Raw genomic sequence first — 18695 nt, 5'->3', positions numbered from 1 at the left:
AAATTGTTTTTTTAAATTATTTTTTTAAATCTTTTTAATATATGTAATTTTAGTATGATTTTATGTTTTACTTGTGTATTTATTTTAGATTGAAACTTATAAATAATATTTATATTTTTAATGATATTTGAATTTATTTAGGAATACTTATTTTTACTTATTTAGCTTGTAGTTATGTTTAAAGCTATTTTTATATAAATTATAATACTTATTGAAGTGGTGTGATATTTGATAGCATATATATTATCTTTTTAAAATAACTCTTATAGTAATAAGTAATTTAAATTATAAGTGATAATTATGTTTTTACTATTAAATAAAATATTAGTTGTATTTTTAATAGTTAATATAATTAATGTTTTTTATAAAGTATTTATAAGTTTTAAATTCTTTTAATAAAAATAGCTTTTATGTTTAGTGATTATGTTTGAGATTGTTTTATTATGGTGTATTTTTAATTGTTTTTAGTAGATAGTGAAGGTTATTTTAGAATGAAATTTTAATTGCTTTTTAGTTTTTAGTTTAAAGTATTGTTTGTGTTGTTTAGAGTGGTTGGGGGGGGGTTAATGGTGTTTTTAGTATTTAATGGATTAGTGGTTTATGGTGGGGGAATAGTTTATGTATTTATAGTATATTGTTTGGTTTAAAAAATTGAAAGGTTGAAAAATGAAAAAAATATTAGCTTTAATTTTATCGCTATTTGGATTATCTTCTAATATTTATGCTGATGATAATATTAATAATAAAATGTTGGTTAGAATTTCTGTTGTTGAAGTTTATCCAGAGTATCTTGATGAATACCTTGTTATTGCAAAAGAAGTTGCTGAAGCTTCAATTGAAAAAGAAAAGGGTGTAATATCTATTTATCCAATGATGCTTGTAAAAAATAATAATATAATTAATATTTTAGAAATTTATAAAGACCAAGAATCTTATAATAAACATATTAATTCCGAACATTTTCAAAAATATAAAAAAGGCACATTGCATATGGTAAAATCTCTTGAATTACTTGATTCTTATCAATTAAGCGATAAAAATTTTAAAGCAATTTTTAAAAGACAATAATTTATATATGTTTTTTAATTAAAAGTATTAAATAGATTGTGTGTTTTATAGACAAGGAGTATAATAATTTATTTTAATATCAATTAATTTAATTAGTAATTATTATCTTAATTAATTATAGCAGTAATTTTTATAGTATTTTTAATGTATGTATGGATACTTAATTGCACTAAAATATATTATAAATATCAAAATATTATATTTTATACATATATAATAGTCCCCATTAAAAAATAGGTTTAATTAAGTGGTAATAATGAATATTTTATATAGCTAAAATTAAAATAAATTTTTCAAATTTCATTCTAATTTATTGATATAAGTAAAACTAATTTTTTTATTAAATTAGTTTTACTTTATAATATTTATTTTTTTAAAATATCTTGAACGCATTCAAGTGGGGTTGTAAATATTTTATCACAACTTTGCTTGAGAGTATTCATATCTGTGTATTCAAATAAAGTTACATAAGCATTCACTTCAGCAGCTTTAGCAGCTTCTGTATCGTTTAAAGTATCTCCTATCATATAAATTTTACTAAAGTCAAATTCTTTTTTAAGTTCGTTAATTGCAAGCATTTCAGAGCCTTTTAAACGACTTAGTGCTTTATAAATTGGTTCTGGATTTGGTTTGCAGTATTTTACTTCATCACCACCCACAACTACGCTAAAATCATCTAAAATATCAAAATCTTTTAAAATTTCTTTAGCAAAATAAACAGATTTTGTAGTTACTAATCCTACTTTAGCATTTTTACTAGCAAGTTTTACTGCTTCTTTTGCCCCATTTAAAAGACTAGTTCCATCTTTATAATATATTTTATAATTTTGTCTATATAATTTAACTATATCAGCAACTTGCTCTTTTGGCACTCCTATTGTTTCAAACATTCCTTCAGTAGACATTCCAATTAATGTTTTTATATATTCATCACTTAAATTAAAATTATAACTTTCTAAGGCTTTTCTAAGACTAGTAATTATTGGCTGGGTAGAATCGATTAAAGTTCCATCTAAATCAAAAAATATAATCATTTGTATCCTTTTTTTTATTTTAAGCTTAGCAAAATAAAGCTAATTTATTGACAATTTACAAATTTAATTATAAAATCTAATTTAATTGACTTTATCAACTATTAGGAATAACATGTTTTTTAAAAAAATTACCTATGCAAATAGAAAAATCATCAGTAAAGTAAATGAAATTTTAAAGCCATTTAATATCAACGCTACTGATTGGAGAGTGTTTTATTATCTTAGCTCAACAAAAAGTGCTAGTTTAAGTGAGATTTGCGAGTTTTATCAGATGGATAAGGCTATTGCGTCTAGGATTTGTAAGAAACTAGAAAAAGCAAATTATTTAGAAATTTCAAGCTCAAATGATAAAAGAGAAAAAATCATTTCACTTAGTTTAAAAGGCAAGGAATTGTTTTTTGATGCAAATATTTTAATTTCTAATTACGAAAAGCAAATTTGTGATGATTTAGACTATGCTGAATTTGGATTGTTCATTAATATGCTTGATAAAATCAATAAAAAATTATAAGGAGTTTTTATGGGATTATCCAAAAAGTATAATATTTGGAATAAGAATTTTATTTGTGTTTTTATTATTAATTTTGTTATTTGTTTAGTGTTTTTTATCACTACGATTGCTTCTACAGATTTTGCAAAAACTATATTACAATCTAGCACAGCAATAGCAGGTCTTGCTAATGGTATTTTTGTAATTGGAGCACTATTATCAAGACTTTATTTTGGCTCAATTATTGATAATATAAACATAAAAAAAGTTATGATTATTAGTTTAGTTTTGTATTTTATACCTAATTTATATTACTTGTTTTTATCAACTAATTTTGAATTAATATTATCAAGATTGCTTGCTGGTATGTGTTATGGTGCATGCTCTTGTGCTTGTGGTGCTGCAGTAGCTAGACTAGTGCCTAGCAATAAAAGAGGAATTGGTATAGGATATTATGCGGTTAGTGTTGTATTAAGTTCTGCTATTGGACCATTTTTAGCAGTATATTTAGTGGGTAAAAATAATTTTAATTTATGTTTTATAATTTCTTTAATTAGTATATTAATAGCATTAATTTCAAGTGTAGTAATAAAAGTTAAAAGATTTAGAAAACATAAGATAAATCACGTTAAAAAATCTTTTTCAATTTTTAATTACATTGAAAAATCGGTTTTGGGTGTTGCTTATGTTGTATTTTGTATGGGTTTTGTTTATGGAGCAATTATTGCTTTTATAAGTTCTTATTCAAAAGAGCTTAATTTAATTGAAGCAGGTTCATTATTTTTTGTATTTTATGCTTGTATTAGTGTGTTTTCAAGACCAATTTCAGGTAAAGTATTTGATAAAATAGGTGCAGATTATGTAATAGTTCCTTCTATTTTGTTTTATGTAGCAAGTTTAATAATTTTAGCTTATACAAACAATTCTTTAATGATGTATTTATCAGCTATTTTTTGTGCTTTAGGATATGGAAACGCTACTTCAAGTCTTCAATCACTTGCTATAAAATTATCTCCTAAAGAGAAAATGGGCTTAGCAAATTCAACATTTTTTATAGCTTTAGATGTTGGAATGGGTATTAGTCCTTATTTGTTAGGTTTGATTGAGCCTAGTTACGGGCATTCTAGGATTTATGAAATATGTGCGGGGATAATTTTGTTTTCTTTAATATTGTATTATGCCTTTGTTATGAGAAAATCAAAAGATTTTAAAAAAGATTTAAAAGATTATGAAGATAATTTTTTAGAAAAAAATCACTCGGATATTATCATTAAAGACTAGGAGAAAATATGAAATTTAGTGGAAAAAATGTATTAATTACAGGTGCATCTAAAGGCATTGGTGCTGAAATAGCTAGAGTTTTAGCAGGATTTGGTCTAAAAGTATGGATTAATTATCGTTCAAAACCTGAACTTGCAGAGAATTTAAAACAAGAAATTGAAAAAAATGGTGGTAAAGCAGCAATTATTTGTTTTGATGCAAGTTGTGAAAGTGATTTTACAAATGCTATTAAAACAATAATTGATTGCGATGGAGAATTAAGTTATTTAGTAAATAATGCAGGAATTACAAAAGACAAATTAGTTTTAAGAATGAGCGAAGCTGATTTTGATGATGTTATAAAGGCTAATTTAAATTCAACTTTTATAGGTTGTAAAGAAGCATTTAAAGTGATGAGTAAAAAGCGTTTTGGTAGTGTTGTAAATATTAGTTCAGTTGTTGGTGAGATGGGAAATGCAGGTCAAGTAAATTATTCTGCTAGTAAAGGTGGGGTTATTGCTATGACTAAGTCTTTTGCTAAAGAAGCAGCTAGTAGAGAAGTTCGTTATAACGCAATTACTCCAGGATTTATAGAAAGTGATATGACAGATGTATTAAGTGATGAAATTAAACAAACTTATTATAAAGCAATTCCACTTGCTAGATTTGGTAAACCTAGCGAAGTTGCAAATGCAGTTGCGTTTTTATTAAGTGATTATTCTAGTTATATTACAGGTGAGATTTTAAAAGTTAATGGCGGAATGTATGTGTAATTTATTTACACTTTTTTGTAAGAATACGAGTTTAATTTTATTTTAGGAGAAAAAAATGTCTATTTTTGAAGATGTTAAAAAAGTTATTGTAGAAGAATTAGGAGCTGATGAAGCTAGTATTACACCTGATGCTAAAATTATTGAAGATTTAGGTGCAGATTCACTTGATGTAGTTGAATTAATTATGGCTTTAGAAGAAAAATTTGATATTTCTATTCCTGATGAAGATGGTCAAAAAATCGCAACAGTTAATGATATAGTAAAATACATAGAAGCAAAAAAACAATAAGGATTTAAATTGAGAAGAGTAGTAGTAACTGGCATTGGAATGATAAATGCCCTTGGGCTTGATAAAGAAAGTTCGTTTAAGGCGATTTGTGATGGAAAAAGCGGTGTTGGAGAAATTACTCTTTTTGATACCAGTGATTTAAGTGTTAAAATTGCCGCAGAAGTTAAGGATTTCGATCCTTTAACAGTATTAAACGCAAAAGATGTTAAAAAAGCTGATAGATTTATTCAACTTGGATTACACGCTGCAAAAGAAGCTATAAGTGATGCTAATTTTAAAATGGTTGATGGCGTGATTAGTGAAGTTGATTTAGATGAATTTGGAGTAGTAAGTGCAGCAGGAATTGGTGGCTTACCTAATATTGAGAAAAATTCTAATGTATGTTTGCAAAAGGGCGCAAGCAGGATTTCGCCTTTTTTCATACCTTCAGCTCTAGTTAATATGCTAGGGGGAATGGCTTCAATTGATTATAAATTGAAAGGTCCAAATTTATCTTGTGTAACTGCTTGTGCAGCAGGAACTCACGCAATTGGCGAAGCTTATAAAACAATAGTTTGCAATCAAGCAAATAAAATGTTAGTAATTGGAGCTGAATCAGCTATTTGTGCAGTAGGTATAGGTGGATTTGCTTCAATGAAAGCTTTATCTACTAAAAATGATACTCCAGAAACAGCTAGTAGTCCATTTGATGCTAGTAGAGATGGCTTTGTTATGGGAGAAGGTGCAGCTGCTCTTGTCTTAGAAGATTATGAAGATGCTAAAAAAAGAGGTGCTAGAATATATGCTGAAGTTATAGGGTTTGGTGAAAGTGCAGATGCAAATCATATAACTTCTCCAGCTTTAGATGGTCCATTAAGAGCTATGAAAAAAGCTTTATGTATGGCAAAGGGATTTGATTGCTCTGCTAATAAAATTAAAATTGATTATATTAACGCACACGGAACATCAACTCCAGCTAATGATAAAAATGAAACAGCAGCAATGAAAGAATTGTTTAAAGATGATATGCCTTTAGTAAGTTCTACAAAAGGTCAAACAGGACATTGTTTAGGTGCTGCTGGTGCTATTGAAGCAGTAATTTGTCTAATGGCTATGAGAGATAGTATAGTTCCACCTACAATAAATTATAAAAACCCTGACCCTGATTGTGATTTAGATTATGTGCCTAATATGGCTAGAAAGCATACAATTAAAACAGCTATGAGTAATTCGTTTGGTTTTGGTGGAACGAATGCTTCAGTGATTTTTAGAAAATTGGATTAATTAAGATGGCAGCTTATTTAGATTTTGAGAAAAATATTCAACAATTAGATGAAGATATTATTAATGCTAATATTAAAGGCGATATAGAAGCAGTTAAGATTTTAAAAAAGAATTTAGAAAAAGAATTAACAAAAACCTATAAAAACTTAAGTGATTTTCAAAAACTACAGCTAGCAAGACATCCTGATAGACCATATTCTCTTGATTATGTGAGAATAATTTTAAAAAATGCCCATGAATTACATGGAGATAGAGCATTTAGAGATGACCCTGCTATAGTTTGTTTTGCTGGTTATATTGGCGAGCAAAAAGTAATGTTAATAGGCGAACAAAAAGGTCGTGGAACAAAATATAAATTACATAGAAATTTCGGTATGCCACATCCAGAGGGTTATCGTAAGGTTTTAAGATTTGCTAAAATGGCTGAAAAATTTAAAATACCTATTGTATTTTTAGTAGATACTCCAGGTGCTTATCCTGGAGTAGGAGCTGAAGAGCGTGGTCAAAGTGAGGCAATTGCTACAAATTTATATGAATTAAGCGCTTTAAAAACAATAATTATTTCTATAGTAATTGGAGAAGGCGGAAGTGGTGGAGCTTTAGCTTTAGGTGTAGCTGATAAATTAGCTATGCTTAAAAATTCAGTGTTTTCTGTAATATCTCCTGAAGGTTGTGCTGCTATATTATGGAATGACCCAAGTAAAAGTGAAGCTGCAACAAAGGCTATGAAAATAAGTGCTGATGATTTATATGAGCAAGGATTAATAGATGATATTATAGAAGAAGGCATTGCTCATAGAAACAAAGAGATTACTGCAAATAATATACAAAATTATGTTTTAGAAAAAATAGAAGAACTAAAACCATTAAATCTTGATGAATTGGTTGCAAAAAGAATGCAAAAAATTCTCAAATTGGGTTCTTTTAATGAAGACAAATAATATTTATCCAAGTATCTTACTTGGATAATTTTAGGTTTGTATATGAAATATGTTTTTTTACTCAATATGGGTGGTGTAAATCAACTTGATGAATGTGAAGTATTTTTAAAAAATATGTTTAATGACCCAAATATTTTGGGAATAAAATCAGATTTTTTAAGAAGTCTTGTAGCATTTATGATAAGAAAATTTCGTATTAAATCTATGAAAGAAAATTATAATAAAATAGGTGGTAAAAGTCCTTTAACTAAAATCCAAAAATCTCTTTGTGATAAATTAAATTCTTTGCAAAAAGATTTTCATTTTGATTTTATATCAACTTATGTTCCGCCTTTTGCTAAAGAAGTCTTAGCTAAATATGATTTTAAAGATAATGATGAAATAATACTATTTCCTTTATATCCACATCATTCTATAACCACTACTACATCATCTTTGCAAGATTTTTATAAAAATTTTGATAAAAAAATCAGTATAAAAGAAATACCTTATTTTTACCAAGATGAGCTTTATAATAATATTATTTTAAATGAGATACAAAAATATAAAAATATTGATTGCTTGATAATATCAGCACATTCTTTACCGATAAAAACTATAGAAAAGGGTGATATTTACGAAGAGCATATAAAAGAACATTTTGCTATATTAAAGGATAAATTACAAAACGATTTTAAAGAAATTAAATTAGCTTATCAGTCAAAATTAGGACCTGTAAAATGGTTAGAACCTGCACTTAGTGATGAATTAGATAAATTAGGCAATAAAAGTGTTTTAATATATCCACTATCATTTTGTATTGATTGTTCTGAAACTATTTTAGAATTAGATATTGAATATAGACATCAGTATAAAGGTGATTATAATGTGTGTAAATGTCCAAATGATAGTGAAGATTTTGCTAAATATATCTTAAGCAAATTGGAATTTGCAAATACTAATTTAAATTATGAAAGTCAAAATAAAATTTAAGCTTAAAATGATTTTTTATAACTAATATAAATAACCTATCAAAAGAATTTCAATAATTTTACTTACTTATAATTGGTATCTTATTTATTCTTTACAATTTATATTAAGTTTTGAAATTCTTATTTTAATTTTTTAGATTTTATGGTATTTATAAATAGATTTATTTAGAGTATAAAATAGTAGTTTGGCTAAAATTAGATTTAAAAAATAAACTTTTATTTTAAATTCCATAGTTTTTAAGTTAAGATATATATTTTATTAAATTTTAAACTAATTTTAAAAATATAAAAGATTAGAGTTTTAAGTGTTTTTTATTAGCAAAGCAAATAAAATTATAATTAAAATTGTAAAAATAACATTAAAAAATGTAAGTAGTAAATATATATATCATATACAAAATGTGGCGAATTTTTAAAATACTTGATTGTAATATCGCTTAAAGTTTTATAATGGAATTTAAAGAGCTTTTAAAGTATAAAAACTAATGCACGAAATCATATACTTGTAATATGTATAATCGTTATTAAATTTTACAAAATAGATAAAATTAAATTAATCTTGTTAAGTCCTTAAAATCATATTGTAATGATATTTTATGTAGTTTGAGTTTTGCAAAAATAATATTAAGTCAAGCTTAAGCAATATATTCCATAAAAATTCATCTAACTTTAGCGAGTAAAAAAAGTTCTTGGCTTTAAATATTTTTATCTATAATTTAAAGCTAATAGTAAGTTTTTGTTATCACAATTTTAAAATGTTGCAATGGTTGAGAATGTGGATTTACAAGGCAAATATTTGCTTTGTAATTTTTTCTGTTTTCATTTAATAAATTTAAAAATTAATAGATTTTTTCTATTCAAAAACTTATTCTGATTTATTTTTACTTAGAAGGGGACGGATACAAACTTCATTTAGTTATTCTCGTATCCTTATTACATAATTAGTCATTATCTTTGTTTTAACATAATCTAGGTTTTTCTAACCTTTATACTTACTTATATTTATAAAAATCAAGGTAGGTTTCTTAACAGCAGTTTTTATATTCTAGTTGTTATTTCATTTATTTTAAGGTTAAATATTATGGAATTTAAAATAAGAATTTGGATTTGGAAATTTATAATTTAAATTCCATAATTTAATATGAAAAATCACTAATAAAAGCTATTTAAGATACTATTAATTGCGTATGTTTTAAATTCTAATATTTTAGATTTTACAAATAAGTTTAGTTTTAAAATTTAGAATTTAAAATGAGAATTTGATTTTTAATACAGATTATATTTATGTTACTTTTATTAGCTGTAATACCTTTAAAACTCTTAATAACTTAGATTTAAATTTTAAAGATTTTATCTATAATGCTAAAAACATTATAAAATATTTTATCATCTATGATTGAAACTTGTTTGTTAATGCCTTATGCGTTTAATAATTCTATGAATTTTTCTAAATCTTCTGGATTAAGCAATTCGGTGTTTATAATGCTGCTAAGGAATTTGTTTTTATAAGATAGATGTAAAATTTTGTGTGATGAAAATCTAATGTTTAAATATTCGAAATAATATTCTTTTAAATTATCATAATATATCCTTGTTTTACTAAAAAGCCTAATGATTTCAAAATACTCATCATAACAGATAATTTTTCTTATCATAAGTGGAAAAAGCATAAAACGAAAATGGTGAGGAAGGGCAAATAAAACAAATAGCAATATCACTAAATAACCATCATTAAAATACAAAATACAAGCAAAAATTATAATGATATACAAGCATATAAAAACATTAGGAAGTAATAAAAATAGTGATTTATATATAGAAAATAATAGGCTTTTTTTAAGATTTACTATCAGAATTATTTCTTTATCATTTTGCACAATATAAGCCTTTTTTTGATAATTTAAGATTACATTATTTTAGCAATTAAATTAGTTAGCTTTAACACTAATTAAAATATATTTAAACTAAATTCTTATTTTCAATTATATAATGTTTTAATTTTTATACTATTAAAATTGGGCTTTAATTAATGAGTAAATTGCGAGAAAATCTCGCAATTTTTTATTTAAAGTTTAGATTTTTTACATCCTCATCAACTTTTTTCATAGCTTCTGTTGGTAGAGAACCTGTTGGTGGTTTGTGATCTAGTTTTAGAGGTGCTGCTGGAATTGTTGCTGTTTTTGTTAATTCAATTTTAATTCCATAAGGAGCTAACGCATTTGCTAACTCTGCTTGTCCTTCTCTAGCTACTTCTTTACATTGACCTATAATTCTCATAAATTCTTGTGGTGAGTGGAAGCCATAGCTATTTTCACTAAATGATACGTCCCATCTAATATGTGCTTTTCTATGAGCATATTGTGCTTTTTCTATAACTTTTGAAATAGCATCATCTCTTGCTTTATCTTCAAGACTTGCAAATTCAGGAAGTTTTGCTAATTCTTCACGAGCTGTTTTTATATCAGCAATTAATGCTAATAAGTTATTTTCACAACCTCTAAGCTCATAAGCGTGGCGATTTTGAATAAAGCTAATTCTATCTTTTAATACTTGTTCGCTTTGTGGATGGCAAGTTTTACAAGCTGCATTTATATCAGCTAATGGAGATAGTATATTGTGATTAGTTACTTTGTTTGCTCCATCTCTTTTGTATGGCATATGGCAATCTGCACAAGTTACACCACTTCTATAATGTAAAGAGCTTGAATACATTTCAGCTTCTGGGTGTTGCATTTTAATTATTTTTGTTTTTGTATCTTTTTGAATGTAATCATATGGGAATTCACCATTTGCAAATTTTTCATCATAGTATTCATCAAAATTCTCTATTTTAAATGCTTCATCTTTTTTCCATTTTGTCCATGGGAATGTTAAAGTGCTATCTTTACCTTCAAAATAATACTCAACGTGGCATTGCATACAAACATAATTTCTCATTTCTTTTCTACTAGCTTTGATACCACTTTTAGCGTCTGCTTCATAGCCTCTTAAAACCATAGCATTAACAAAAGCAGGGCGAGTTACACGAAGGCTCATATCATCTGGGTTATGACAATCCGCACAGGTTGATCCCATATGAGAGCCGTGAATTCCATCTCCGTATTTTTCTTCTACTTTTTTCATAACATCAAAATAAGGCATTTTATTCATATTTGTCCAAGCTTCTTTCATAGCTTCGCCTTTTTCACCAAATACATCAAAAAATCCCATTTTCTTTGCACCCATTACTTCAGTTTTACCTAGCATAAAACTTGGGCTTAATTTATCACTTTTATAAATAGCAGTTAAGTAACCAGTATGGCAATTTACACAAGCACCAGGCTGACCTTTAAATGCAGGTAATCCGTGAGCATTTAGATATTCTTTATTGTTTCTTTTTGTTTCCATTTGGTCAATTTGTGAGTAATAGTGAGTTCTTGGTTTAGAATAATCAACCGCAAAAGCGTATCCATTCCAAAATGTTGTCGCAGCCGGCCAGCGAATAATCTTACTATAAGGTAAACTTCCACCAAATGGTGTTTCAATATACTCATCTTTCATTTGTAAATAACCATCTAATTGAGCTGGGAAATTTCTACCCCATTTTGCAAAATCTGGTTCTTCATCACTAATTTCAAAAGTTTTTAATGGTTGAGTTTTACTTTCACCTTTATGTTCTGCAATGTTTGTATTAAGTGCAAATAAGCCTGCACCACCTAAAGCAGCTACCACAATAGCCGCAACATAAACTGATTTTGACATATTTTCTCCTTTTAATTATGTAAATGACCTATTGTTCTATGACAGCTAAGGCAATCAAGTGGCTCGCTATTTAATTTTGTCGTTGCATTGATTGCATTATGTGCGTAGTCTTTATGACAAGTCGCACAATTGCGATTAACATCTTCGTGTGTCATTTCGGTAGGTTCTAAATTAGGTGGATTTCCTCCTACTGTAAAATAATAGCCGTGTTTTAATCCGTGATAAGCTTTTTTAGTCCAATAAGCTACCACATCACCTTGAGGTAAATGACAATCTACGCAACCTGCATTGCTTGAATGCTCACCTTTTGCCCAGCTATCATAAACATCTGTCATAATATGACATTTACTACAGGCTTCAGGTTTAGAAGTCATCATTAAAAAGCCATCTGCTATTATAAAAGTATAAATTCCACCACCAATAAAAATCCCAATTACTATGCAAAGGGCTAATAAAAGTTTGTTTGTTGGTTTTTTCATTTATACACCTTGTGAAAATTTGAAACACTACTTTAATATAAAAAAGCTTAAAAATAATTGATGGCAATTAATATATTTTTTTAAATTTAATTTAATTTTTAAATATTTTATATTATTTTATGAATGTTTTTTCAATTTTTATTGAATTAAGAATTTTAAGTTAATTTAATGTTGATAATATTTATGTGCTTTACTTTAAAAAAAATATTAATCTTAATCAATAAGATTTTAAAGCAAATAATCTAATCTATTTTTACATTATTATTATAAGGAGAATAAATGCAAAGACGAGATTTTTTAAAGAGCACAGCAGTTGCAAGTGCAGCAGCTTGCATAAATCCTACTATTGCTTTAGCAAAAGACGAAACAAGTGAATGGACTTGGGATAAAGCAGTTTGTAGATTTTGTGGAACTGGCTGTGGTATTATGGTTGCTACTAAAAATGGCAAAATTGTAGCTACTAAGGGCGACCCTGAAGCACCTGTAAATCGTGGTTTAAATTGTATTAAAGGATATTTTAATGCAAAAATTATGTATGGAGAAGATAGACTTGTAACGCCTTTATTAAGAGTAAATGCTAAGGGTGAATTTGATAAGAACGGAAAATTTGCTCCAGTATCTTGGAAAAGAGCTTTTGATGAGATGGAAAAACATATGAAAAAAGCTTTAAAAGAACAAGGTGTAAATGGTATAGGAATGTTTGCAAGTGGTCAGCATACTATTCAAGAAGGATATGCTGCTTCAAAATTATTTAAAGCTGGTTTTAGAAGCAATAATATAGACCCAAATGCTAGACATTGTATGGCAAGTGCTGTTATTGGTTTTATGCAAACATTTGGTATTGATGAGCCTGCAGGTTGCTATGATGATATTGAACTTACTGATACTATTATTTGTTGGGGTTCAAATATGGCTGAAATGCACCCAATTTTATGGAGCCGTGTAAGTGATAGAAAATTAAGAGACCCTGAAAAAGTAAAAATTGTAAATCTTTCAACCTATACAACAAGAACTAGCGACATTGCTGATATGGAACTTATATTTACTCCAAGTTCTGATATTGCAATATGGAATTATATTGCTAGAGAAATTGTATATAACAATCCAAAAGCAATTGATTGGGAATTTGTAAAAAATCATTGTGTATTTACAACAGGATTTGCTGATATTGGATATGGAATGAGAAATAATCCAAATCATCCAAGCTTTAGCGAAGCTGAAAAAGATACCGTTGCTAAAGAAAATGCAATCACTTTAGACAAAGATGAAGCAATAGCATTAAGTCATTTAGGTGTAAAAGATGGTGAAAAATTTGAAATGAAACATCAAGCTCAAGCAGCACTTAACTGGCAAATTCAATTTGAAGATTTCAAAAAAGCACTTGAACCTTATACATTAGATTATGTTGCAAGCGTAGCTAAAGGAAATCCTGATGAAGATATAGAAGAATTTAAGAAAAAATTAAAAGCATTAGCTGATTTATATATTGAAAAAAATAGAAAGGTAGTAAGCTTTTGGACTATGGGCTTTAACCAACATACTCGTGGTAGTTGGGTAAATGAACTTGCATACACTGTGCATTTATTAGTAGGAAAACAAGCAAAACCAGGTGATGGAGCATTCTCTTTAACAGGTCAGCCAAGTGCTTGTGGAACAGCAAGAGAAGTTGGAACTTTTGCACACCGCTTACCTGCTGATTGGGTTGTAGCAAATCCTAAACATAGAGCTAAAAGTGAAGAACTTTGGAAAGTTCCTGAAGGAACAATTAATGGTGTTCAAGGAAATCACTTTATGCAAATGATGAGAAATCTTGAAGATGGAAAACAAAAATTCGCATGGGTTATGGTAAATAATCCTTGGCAAAATACTGCAAATGCAAATCACTGGATAAAAGCTGCTAGAGAAAAAGATAATTTTATAGTAGTAAGTGATTGCTATCCTGGAATTAGTGCAAAAGTTGCGGATTTAATTTTACCTACAGCTATGATTTATGAAAAATGGGGAGCTTACGGAAACGCAGAAAGAAGAACTCAACATTGGAGACAACAAGTATTGCCAGTTGGTGAAGCTATGAGTGATTTATGGCAATTATTAGAGCTTAGCAAACGCTTTAAATTAAGCGAAGTTTGGAATGAAGTAAAAATTGATGAAAAGACAACATTACCAAGCGTATTAGAAAAAGCTAAAGAAATGGGATATAAAGAAGATGATACTTTATATGATGTTTTATTTGCTAATAAAGAATGTAAAGAAATTTCATTAGATGATAGTGAAAGCTTAAAAGATTGGTTAAATAGCGAAGTTAAAGGCGATAGTAGAAATGTAAAAGGTAGTGATGGCAATGTATTTAAAGGCTATAATTTCTTTATTCAAAAATATTTATGGGAAGAATATAGAAAATTCGGAGCTGGTCACGGACACGATTTAGCTAGTTTTGAAACTTATCATAAGGTAAGGGGCTTAAGATGGCCTGTTGTTGATGGTAAAGAAACTCAATGGAGATTTAATACAAAATACGATGTATATGCTAAAAAAGCAAATCCTGAAGGTGATTTTGCATTCTATGGGGATTTTGATAAATCAATTAAAAGTGGTGATTTAGTAAAACCAACAAGCGAAGAAGCAACAGCAATTACAAATAAAGCTAAGATTTTCTTTAGACCATTTATGAAAGCACCTGAAAGACCATCTAAAGAATATCCATTCTGGTTATGTACTGGTAGGGTTTTAGAGCATTGGCATAGTGGAACAATGACAATGAGAGTTCCTGAATTATTCCGTGCAGTTCCTGAAGCTATGTGTTATATTCACCCAGAAGATGCTAAAGCTTTAGGAGTTGAGCAAAGAGAATTAGTATGGATAGAATCTCGCCGTGGAAAAGTTAAAGCTCGTATTGATATGCGTGGAAGAAACAAACCACCAAGAGGTCTTGTTTATGTTCCTTGGTTTGATGAGAATGTTTATATTAATAAAGTTACATTAGATGCAACTTGTCCAATTTCAAAACAAACTGATTTTAAAAAGTGTGCAGTAAAAATAACTAAGGCGTAATATTTATGAGAAGGCAATTTTTTACAAATACTATAAAGATTTTAGCGGTTGGTGTTGGAACTTTTAGCATATTCAAACTAAACGATACACCAAAAAGTGAAAGCAAAATTGAACTTAAAAAGAGTTTTTTTCTACGCCCACCAGGAGTTGTTAGTGAAAAACATTTTTTGGCTAATTGCATTCGTTGTGCTAAATGTGTAAAAGCTTGCCCTTATAATACTTTAAGTTTAGCTAAGATAGGGGAATTTGCTAGTTTAGGAACTCCTAAATTTAGTGCAAATGAAATTCCTTGCTATTTATGCGATGATTTGCCTTGTATTAAGGCTTGTCCGACAGATGCGCTAGATAAAAGTATTAATAAAATTTCTTTAGTAAATATTGGTCGTGCAATAGTAGATGAAAGCTCTTGTGTAGCTCATTTTGGAATTCAATGTGATGCTTGCTATAGGGCGTGTCCTTTTATAGATAAAGCTTTAAAGCTTGAATATAAAAGAAATGAGCGAACTAAAAAACATGCAATGTTAGTGCCTAAGGTTGATTATGATTATTGTGTGGGTTGTGGTTTATGTGAAAAAGTTTGTATTACTAAAAAGCCAGCTATTGTTATTTTGCCTACTAGTTTTATATTGGGTGAGAGAAATGATAATTATGTTAAAGGCTGGATTAGTGGTGATGATGAAAGATTAAAACACATAGATACTAGCAAAAAACACGATGAGAAAAAAGCTATAAATTACCTAAATGATGGAGAATTTTAATGAAGATATTAAAAAATAAATATTTGATTTTAAGAAGATTTATCCAATTAGGACTTTTAGTTTTATTTCTATTACCTAGTGCTGATTTTATTTTAAAAGGAAATCTTAGCTCTTCGCTATTATTTAATAGTATTAGCTTAAGCGATCCTTTTGCATATTTGCAAATATTTTTAGCAACTTTTACTCTTAATGTGGGATTATTTATATCTGCATTTTTAGTTTTTATTATTTATGCTTTATTTTTGGGTCGCGCATTTTGTTCTTTTGTTTGTCCTGTTAATTTGATTACAAATTTAGCAGATTTTATCAAGCAAAACACAAGTTTTAAAAGCTCTAAGCTGACTAATTTTAAACAAAACACTAGATATTTTATATTATTTAGTATTTTGATTTTGTGTTTGATAGCAAATGAGCCAGTATTTGAAAAGTATTCTCATATAGGAATAATTACTAGGGGAATAATTTTTATGCAAACTTCGGCTATATTTGTTGCAATTATTATATTTTTACTTGATTTATTTGTGCAAAGGAATTTAGTTTGTTCGCATCTTTGTCCATTAGGTGCTTTTTATAGTTTAATTTCAAAATTTGCTATGTTAAAAGTAAGTTATGATTTAAATAAATGCACTAAATGTATGAAATGCAAAATGATTTGTCCAGAAGCTCAAGTATTATCACTTATTACAAAATATAGTGGTAATGTTAGCAATAGTGAGTGCATTAAGTGTGCTAGATGTATTGAAGTATGCGATGATGATGCACTTAATTTTAATTTAATTAATTTTTTGAAAGGAAAAAAATGAAAAAAATATTTTTAAGTTTAGCTGCTAGTAGTTTGTTGATTGCTGCTAGTGTGAGTGATACTGAAATTGGTTTAAGAAAACATTCACTAAACGATGAAACAAAATTAGAAATCAAGAATTTTACATACTCTGAAAAAGAAGCTGGAGAAGCAGAGCGTTTTGAAAGAGCTTATTTAAATGCTCCACCACAAATTCCACACAATGTAGAAGATTTTTTACCAATTACTCAAGATAATAATATGTGTCTTAGCTGTCATGATTTAGGTGCTGACAATGAGCGTGTAAAGCTTAGTATTGAAGAAGCAACTCCTATGCCAGCAAGCCATTATTATGATTTAAGAAATGAGAAAAAACTTGATTCTATATCTCAAGCAAGATATAACTGCGTTCAATGCCACGCACCACAAGCAAATATTGATAGTGGAATCAAAAACACATTTAAGCCTGATTTTAGAAATGATGAATTAGGCAAACATCGTTCAAATTTACTTGATGTAATAAATGAAGGATTAAAGTGAAAAAATTGCTATTATTTATAGCTAGTTTAGGTTTAGCAAGTGAGCTAAACCTAAATGAATTAGAATATTTAGAATATGATTGTTATATAAATTATATCAATAATGAATTTGTAGCGTGTGGCAATGATATTTATAAAAATAATGATAAGGTTTTAAGCCTTGATGATAATATTATTTTTATTGATGATTACGATAGTAGCATTTTAGCAATTAGTTCAAAAGATGGGTTAAAGACTTTAAACATTTATAAAGATAATAAATTATTGAAATTTAAAATCTCAAGCGATATTAATAAGGCATTTTTATATAAAGATAAAATAATTCTTACTTCTTTAGGAAGCGAACTAATCATAAGAGATTTATCATTTAACTTAATAAAAAAAGTTCATTTTTCAAACGCAAGCATAAATGCTGCAAGTATTAATAAAGAAAAGGCAAAAATTGCTTTAGGATTTGAAAGTGGAAAAATAGTTGTTTATGATTTAAATTCTAATGATTTTATAAGCAAGGAAGTTCATAAAGATAATATTTATAATGTAGATTATAAAAAAGATAATATTATCTCTTGCTCAACTGATAGAAAAGTTATAATTAATGATGATAAATTAAATGAAATTACTAATATAGAAAGTGATAATTTAGTTTATAATTGCGCTTTAAGTGATAATTTAAATTTTGCTTATTCTTGCGATTTAGAAAATAATATTTGTATAGGTAAGGATAAAATAAATATAGGTAATTTATATCTTAATTCAATATTATTTGATAAAAATACATTAAAGCTCAATGCTTATTCAAAAATTTTATACAAAAAGGATTTTTAATGATTTCATCTTTAGTAGTTATTGCAAATGAAGAATTTGAAAACGAAATAAAAAATATAAAAGATGCCAACATAGAGCAAGTAATTGATAAAAAATTTATCGTTTTAATTGAAGCTAGTGATTTTGACAATACTTTAGCAACTTTTAATGCCATTAAGCGATTAGATAGTGTTATAGATGTTAATATGGCTTTTAGTGAAGCTAGTGAATTTGATTTAGAAATTAACGCTCAAAAAATAGCAGATAAAGTAAATGCTTTAGGCAATGCAGAGAATATTGAGTATTATGGAAACATTTATAATAAATATTAATAATTTAACTCGTAATTTTTTTATATTTTTATCTTTTAATATAAAATTCTTATAAGTATTATAATTTTAGATTATAATACTTACTCACATTTTTAATTAGATTAAAAAATTAATTTATTTT

18 protein-coding genes are annotated in these 18695 nt (G+C 27.4%); 14 read left to right on the top strand and 4 right to left on the bottom strand.

The window, feature by feature from the left end; translation table 11 throughout:
* The first annotated feature begins 666 nt into the window (after positions 1-666).
* Positions 667-1068, top strand: a complete 402-nt coding sequence (locus AVBRAN9334_RS07390) for a putative quinol monooxygenase (protein ID WP_214150678.1) — start codon at positions 667-669, stop codon at positions 1066-1068.
* Between the two features lie 365 nt (positions 1069-1433).
* Here the strand turns inward: AVBRAN9334_RS07390 and AVBRAN9334_RS07385 are convergent, their stop codons facing one another.
* Positions 1434-2102, bottom strand: a complete 669-nt coding sequence (locus AVBRAN9334_RS07385) for an HAD family hydrolase (RefSeq protein WP_336607425.1) — start codon at positions 2100-2102, stop codon at positions 1434-1436.
* 112 nt (positions 2103-2214) lie between these two features.
* On the opposite strand from AVBRAN9334_RS07385, the gene AVBRAN9334_RS07380 reads away from it, so the two are divergent.
* Genes AVBRAN9334_RS07380 through hemH form a run of 7 tightly spaced genes read left to right on the top strand, consistent with a single transcriptional unit; the run spans position 2215 to position 8090 of the window.
* Positions 2215-2613, top strand: coding sequence for a MarR family winged helix-turn-helix transcriptional regulator (locus AVBRAN9334_RS07380; protein ID WP_214118266.1), 399 nt, complete (start codon positions 2215-2217; stop codon positions 2611-2613).
* Between the two features lie 9 nt (positions 2614-2622).
* On the top strand, positions 2623-3873 hold the full coding sequence (locus AVBRAN9334_RS07375; protein WP_214118268.1) for an MFS transporter: 1251 nt from the start codon (positions 2623-2625) through the stop codon (positions 3871-3873).
* 8 nt (positions 3874-3881) lie between these two features.
* Complete coding sequence (gene fabG / locus AVBRAN9334_RS07370; protein ID WP_214118270.1) at positions 3882-4625, top strand: 3-oxoacyl-ACP reductase FabG; 744 nt, start codon at positions 3882-3884, stop codon at positions 4623-4625.
* A 55-nt stretch (positions 4626-4680) separates the two neighbouring features.
* Positions 4681-4914, top strand: a complete 234-nt coding sequence (gene acpP / locus AVBRAN9334_RS07365; RefSeq protein ID WP_214118272.1) for an acyl carrier protein — start codon at positions 4681-4683, stop codon at positions 4912-4914.
* A 9-nt stretch (positions 4915-4923) separates the two neighbouring features.
* Positions 4924-6177, top strand: a complete 1254-nt coding sequence (locus AVBRAN9334_RS07360) for a beta-ketoacyl-ACP synthase II (protein WP_336607424.1) — start codon at positions 4924-4926, stop codon at positions 6175-6177.
* Positions 6178-6182: 5 nt separating this feature from the next.
* Positions 6183-7118 carry an acetyl-CoA carboxylase carboxyltransferase subunit alpha gene (locus tag AVBRAN9334_RS07355; protein WP_214118277.1) on the top strand — a complete coding sequence of 312 codons (936 nt, stop codon included), beginning with the start codon at positions 6183-6185 and terminating at the stop codon, positions 7116-7118.
* A 42-nt stretch (positions 7119-7160) separates the two neighbouring features.
* Positions 7161-8090, top strand: a complete 930-nt coding sequence (gene hemH, locus AVBRAN9334_RS07350; protein WP_336607423.1) for a ferrochelatase — start codon at positions 7161-7163, stop codon at positions 8088-8090.
* A 1417-nt stretch (positions 8091-9507) separates the two neighbouring features.
* Here hemH and AVBRAN9334_RS07345 read toward each other — a convergent pair.
* The 3 genes from AVBRAN9334_RS07345 to nrfH form a co-directional block, all read right to left on the bottom strand.
* Positions 9508-9966, bottom strand: a complete 459-nt coding sequence (locus AVBRAN9334_RS07345; protein WP_336607422.1) for a hypothetical protein — start codon at positions 9964-9966, stop codon at positions 9508-9510.
* Positions 9967-10150: 184 nt separating this feature from the next.
* Entirely contained in the window at positions 10151-11830 is a 1680-nt protein-coding gene (locus AVBRAN9334_RS07340) for an ammonia-forming cytochrome c nitrite reductase subunit c552 (RefSeq protein ID WP_336607421.1), read from the bottom strand.
* 11 nt (positions 11831-11841) lie between these two features.
* A complete protein-coding gene (nrfH, locus tag AVBRAN9334_RS07335) occupies positions 11842-12309 on the bottom strand; it encodes a cytochrome c nitrite reductase small subunit (RefSeq protein ID WP_214118286.1) in 468 nt (155 codons plus the stop codon).
* 279 nt (positions 12310-12588) lie between these two features.
* Here nrfH and napA point away from each other — a divergent pair, with 279 nt between their 5' ends.
* From napA to AVBRAN9334_RS07305, 6 genes are read left to right on the top strand one after another with little or no spacing between them, the layout of a single operon-like run.
* The gene (gene napA / locus AVBRAN9334_RS07330; protein ID WP_336607420.1) at positions 12589-15360 is read left to right on the top strand and encodes a periplasmic nitrate reductase subunit alpha; all 2772 of its coding nucleotides are present in this window, start codon (positions 12589-12591) and stop codon (positions 15358-15360) included.
* Between the two features lie 5 nt (positions 15361-15365).
* The gene (gene napG, locus AVBRAN9334_RS07325; protein WP_336607419.1) at positions 15366-16118 is read left to right on the top strand and encodes a ferredoxin-type protein NapG; all 753 of its coding nucleotides are present in this window, start codon (positions 15366-15368) and stop codon (positions 16116-16118) included.
* On the top strand, positions 16118-16921 hold the full coding sequence (gene napH, locus AVBRAN9334_RS07320; RefSeq protein WP_336607418.1) for a quinol dehydrogenase ferredoxin subunit NapH: 804 nt from the start codon (positions 16118-16120) through the stop codon (positions 16919-16921). The genes napG and napH overlap by 1 nt, the downstream gene beginning before the upstream one ends.
* Entirely contained in the window at positions 16918-17439 is a 522-nt protein-coding gene (locus tag AVBRAN9334_RS07315) for a nitrate reductase cytochrome c-type subunit (RefSeq protein WP_214118292.1), read from the top strand. The genes napH and AVBRAN9334_RS07315 overlap by 4 nt, the downstream gene beginning before the upstream one ends.
* Positions 17436-18263: a hypothetical protein gene (locus AVBRAN9334_RS07310; protein ID WP_214118300.1), complete on the top strand. Its 828-nt coding sequence runs from the start codon at positions 17436-17438 to the stop codon at positions 18261-18263. The genes AVBRAN9334_RS07315 and AVBRAN9334_RS07310 overlap by 4 nt, the downstream gene beginning before the upstream one ends.
* Positions 18263-18574, top strand: a complete 312-nt coding sequence (locus AVBRAN9334_RS07305) for a chaperone NapD (RefSeq protein ID WP_214118302.1) — start codon at positions 18263-18265, stop codon at positions 18572-18574. The genes AVBRAN9334_RS07310 and AVBRAN9334_RS07305 overlap by 1 nt, the downstream gene beginning before the upstream one ends.
* The last annotated feature ends 121 nt before the right edge of the window (positions 18575-18695 follow it).

It is taken from the genome of Campylobacter sp. RM9334 (assembly GCF_020138145.1).
Classification (GTDB): domain Bacteria; phylum Campylobacterota; class Campylobacteria; order Campylobacterales; family Campylobacteraceae; genus Campylobacter_E.
This window is presented reverse-complemented; position numbering and strand designations above follow the sequence as displayed.

Coding starts and splice junctions, on each gene's coding strand:
- AVBRAN9334_RS07375 (WP_214118268.1), top strand. CDS start 2,623: ATGGGATTATCCAAAAAGTATAATATTTGGAATAAGAATTTTATTTGT.
- hemH (WP_336607423.1), top strand. CDS start 7,161: ATGAAATATGTTTTTTTACTCAATATGGGTGGTGTAAATCAACTTGAT.
- AVBRAN9334_RS07340 (WP_336607421.1), bottom strand. CDS start 11,830: ATGTCAAAATCAGTTTATGTTGCGGCTATTGTGGTAGCTGCTTTAGGT.
- napA (WP_336607420.1), top strand. CDS start 12,589: ATGCAAAGACGAGATTTTTTAAAGAGCACAGCAGTTGCAAGTGCAGCA.
- AVBRAN9334_RS07355 (WP_214118277.1), top strand. CDS start 6,183: ATGGCAGCTTATTTAGATTTTGAGAAAAATATTCAACAATTAGATGAA.
- AVBRAN9334_RS07315 (WP_214118292.1), top strand. CDS start 16,918: ATGAAAAAAATATTTTTAAGTTTAGCTGCTAGTAGTTTGTTGATTGCT.
- fabG (WP_214118270.1), top strand. CDS start 3,882: ATGAAATTTAGTGGAAAAAATGTATTAATTACAGGTGCATCTAAAGGC.
- nrfH (WP_214118286.1), bottom strand. CDS start 12,309: ATGAAAAAACCAACAAACAAACTTTTATTAGCCCTTTGCATAGTAATT.
- acpP (WP_214118272.1), top strand. CDS start 4,681: ATGTCTATTTTTGAAGATGTTAAAAAAGTTATTGTAGAAGAATTAGGA.
- AVBRAN9334_RS07305 (WP_214118302.1), top strand. CDS start 18,263: ATGATTTCATCTTTAGTAGTTATTGCAAATGAAGAATTTGAAAACGAA.
- AVBRAN9334_RS07385 (WP_336607425.1), bottom strand. CDS start 2,102: ATGATTATATTTTTTGATTTAGATGGAACTTTAATCGATTCTACCCAG.
- napG (WP_336607419.1), top strand. CDS start 15,366: ATGAGAAGGCAATTTTTTACAAATACTATAAAGATTTTAGCGGTTGGT.
- napH (WP_336607418.1), top strand. CDS start 16,118: ATGAAGATATTAAAAAATAAATATTTGATTTTAAGAAGATTTATCCAA.
- AVBRAN9334_RS07390 (WP_214150678.1), top strand. CDS start 667: ATGAAAAAAATATTAGCTTTAATTTTATCGCTATTTGGATTATCTTCT.
- AVBRAN9334_RS07380 (WP_214118266.1), top strand. CDS start 2,215: ATGTTTTTTAAAAAAATTACCTATGCAAATAGAAAAATCATCAGTAAA.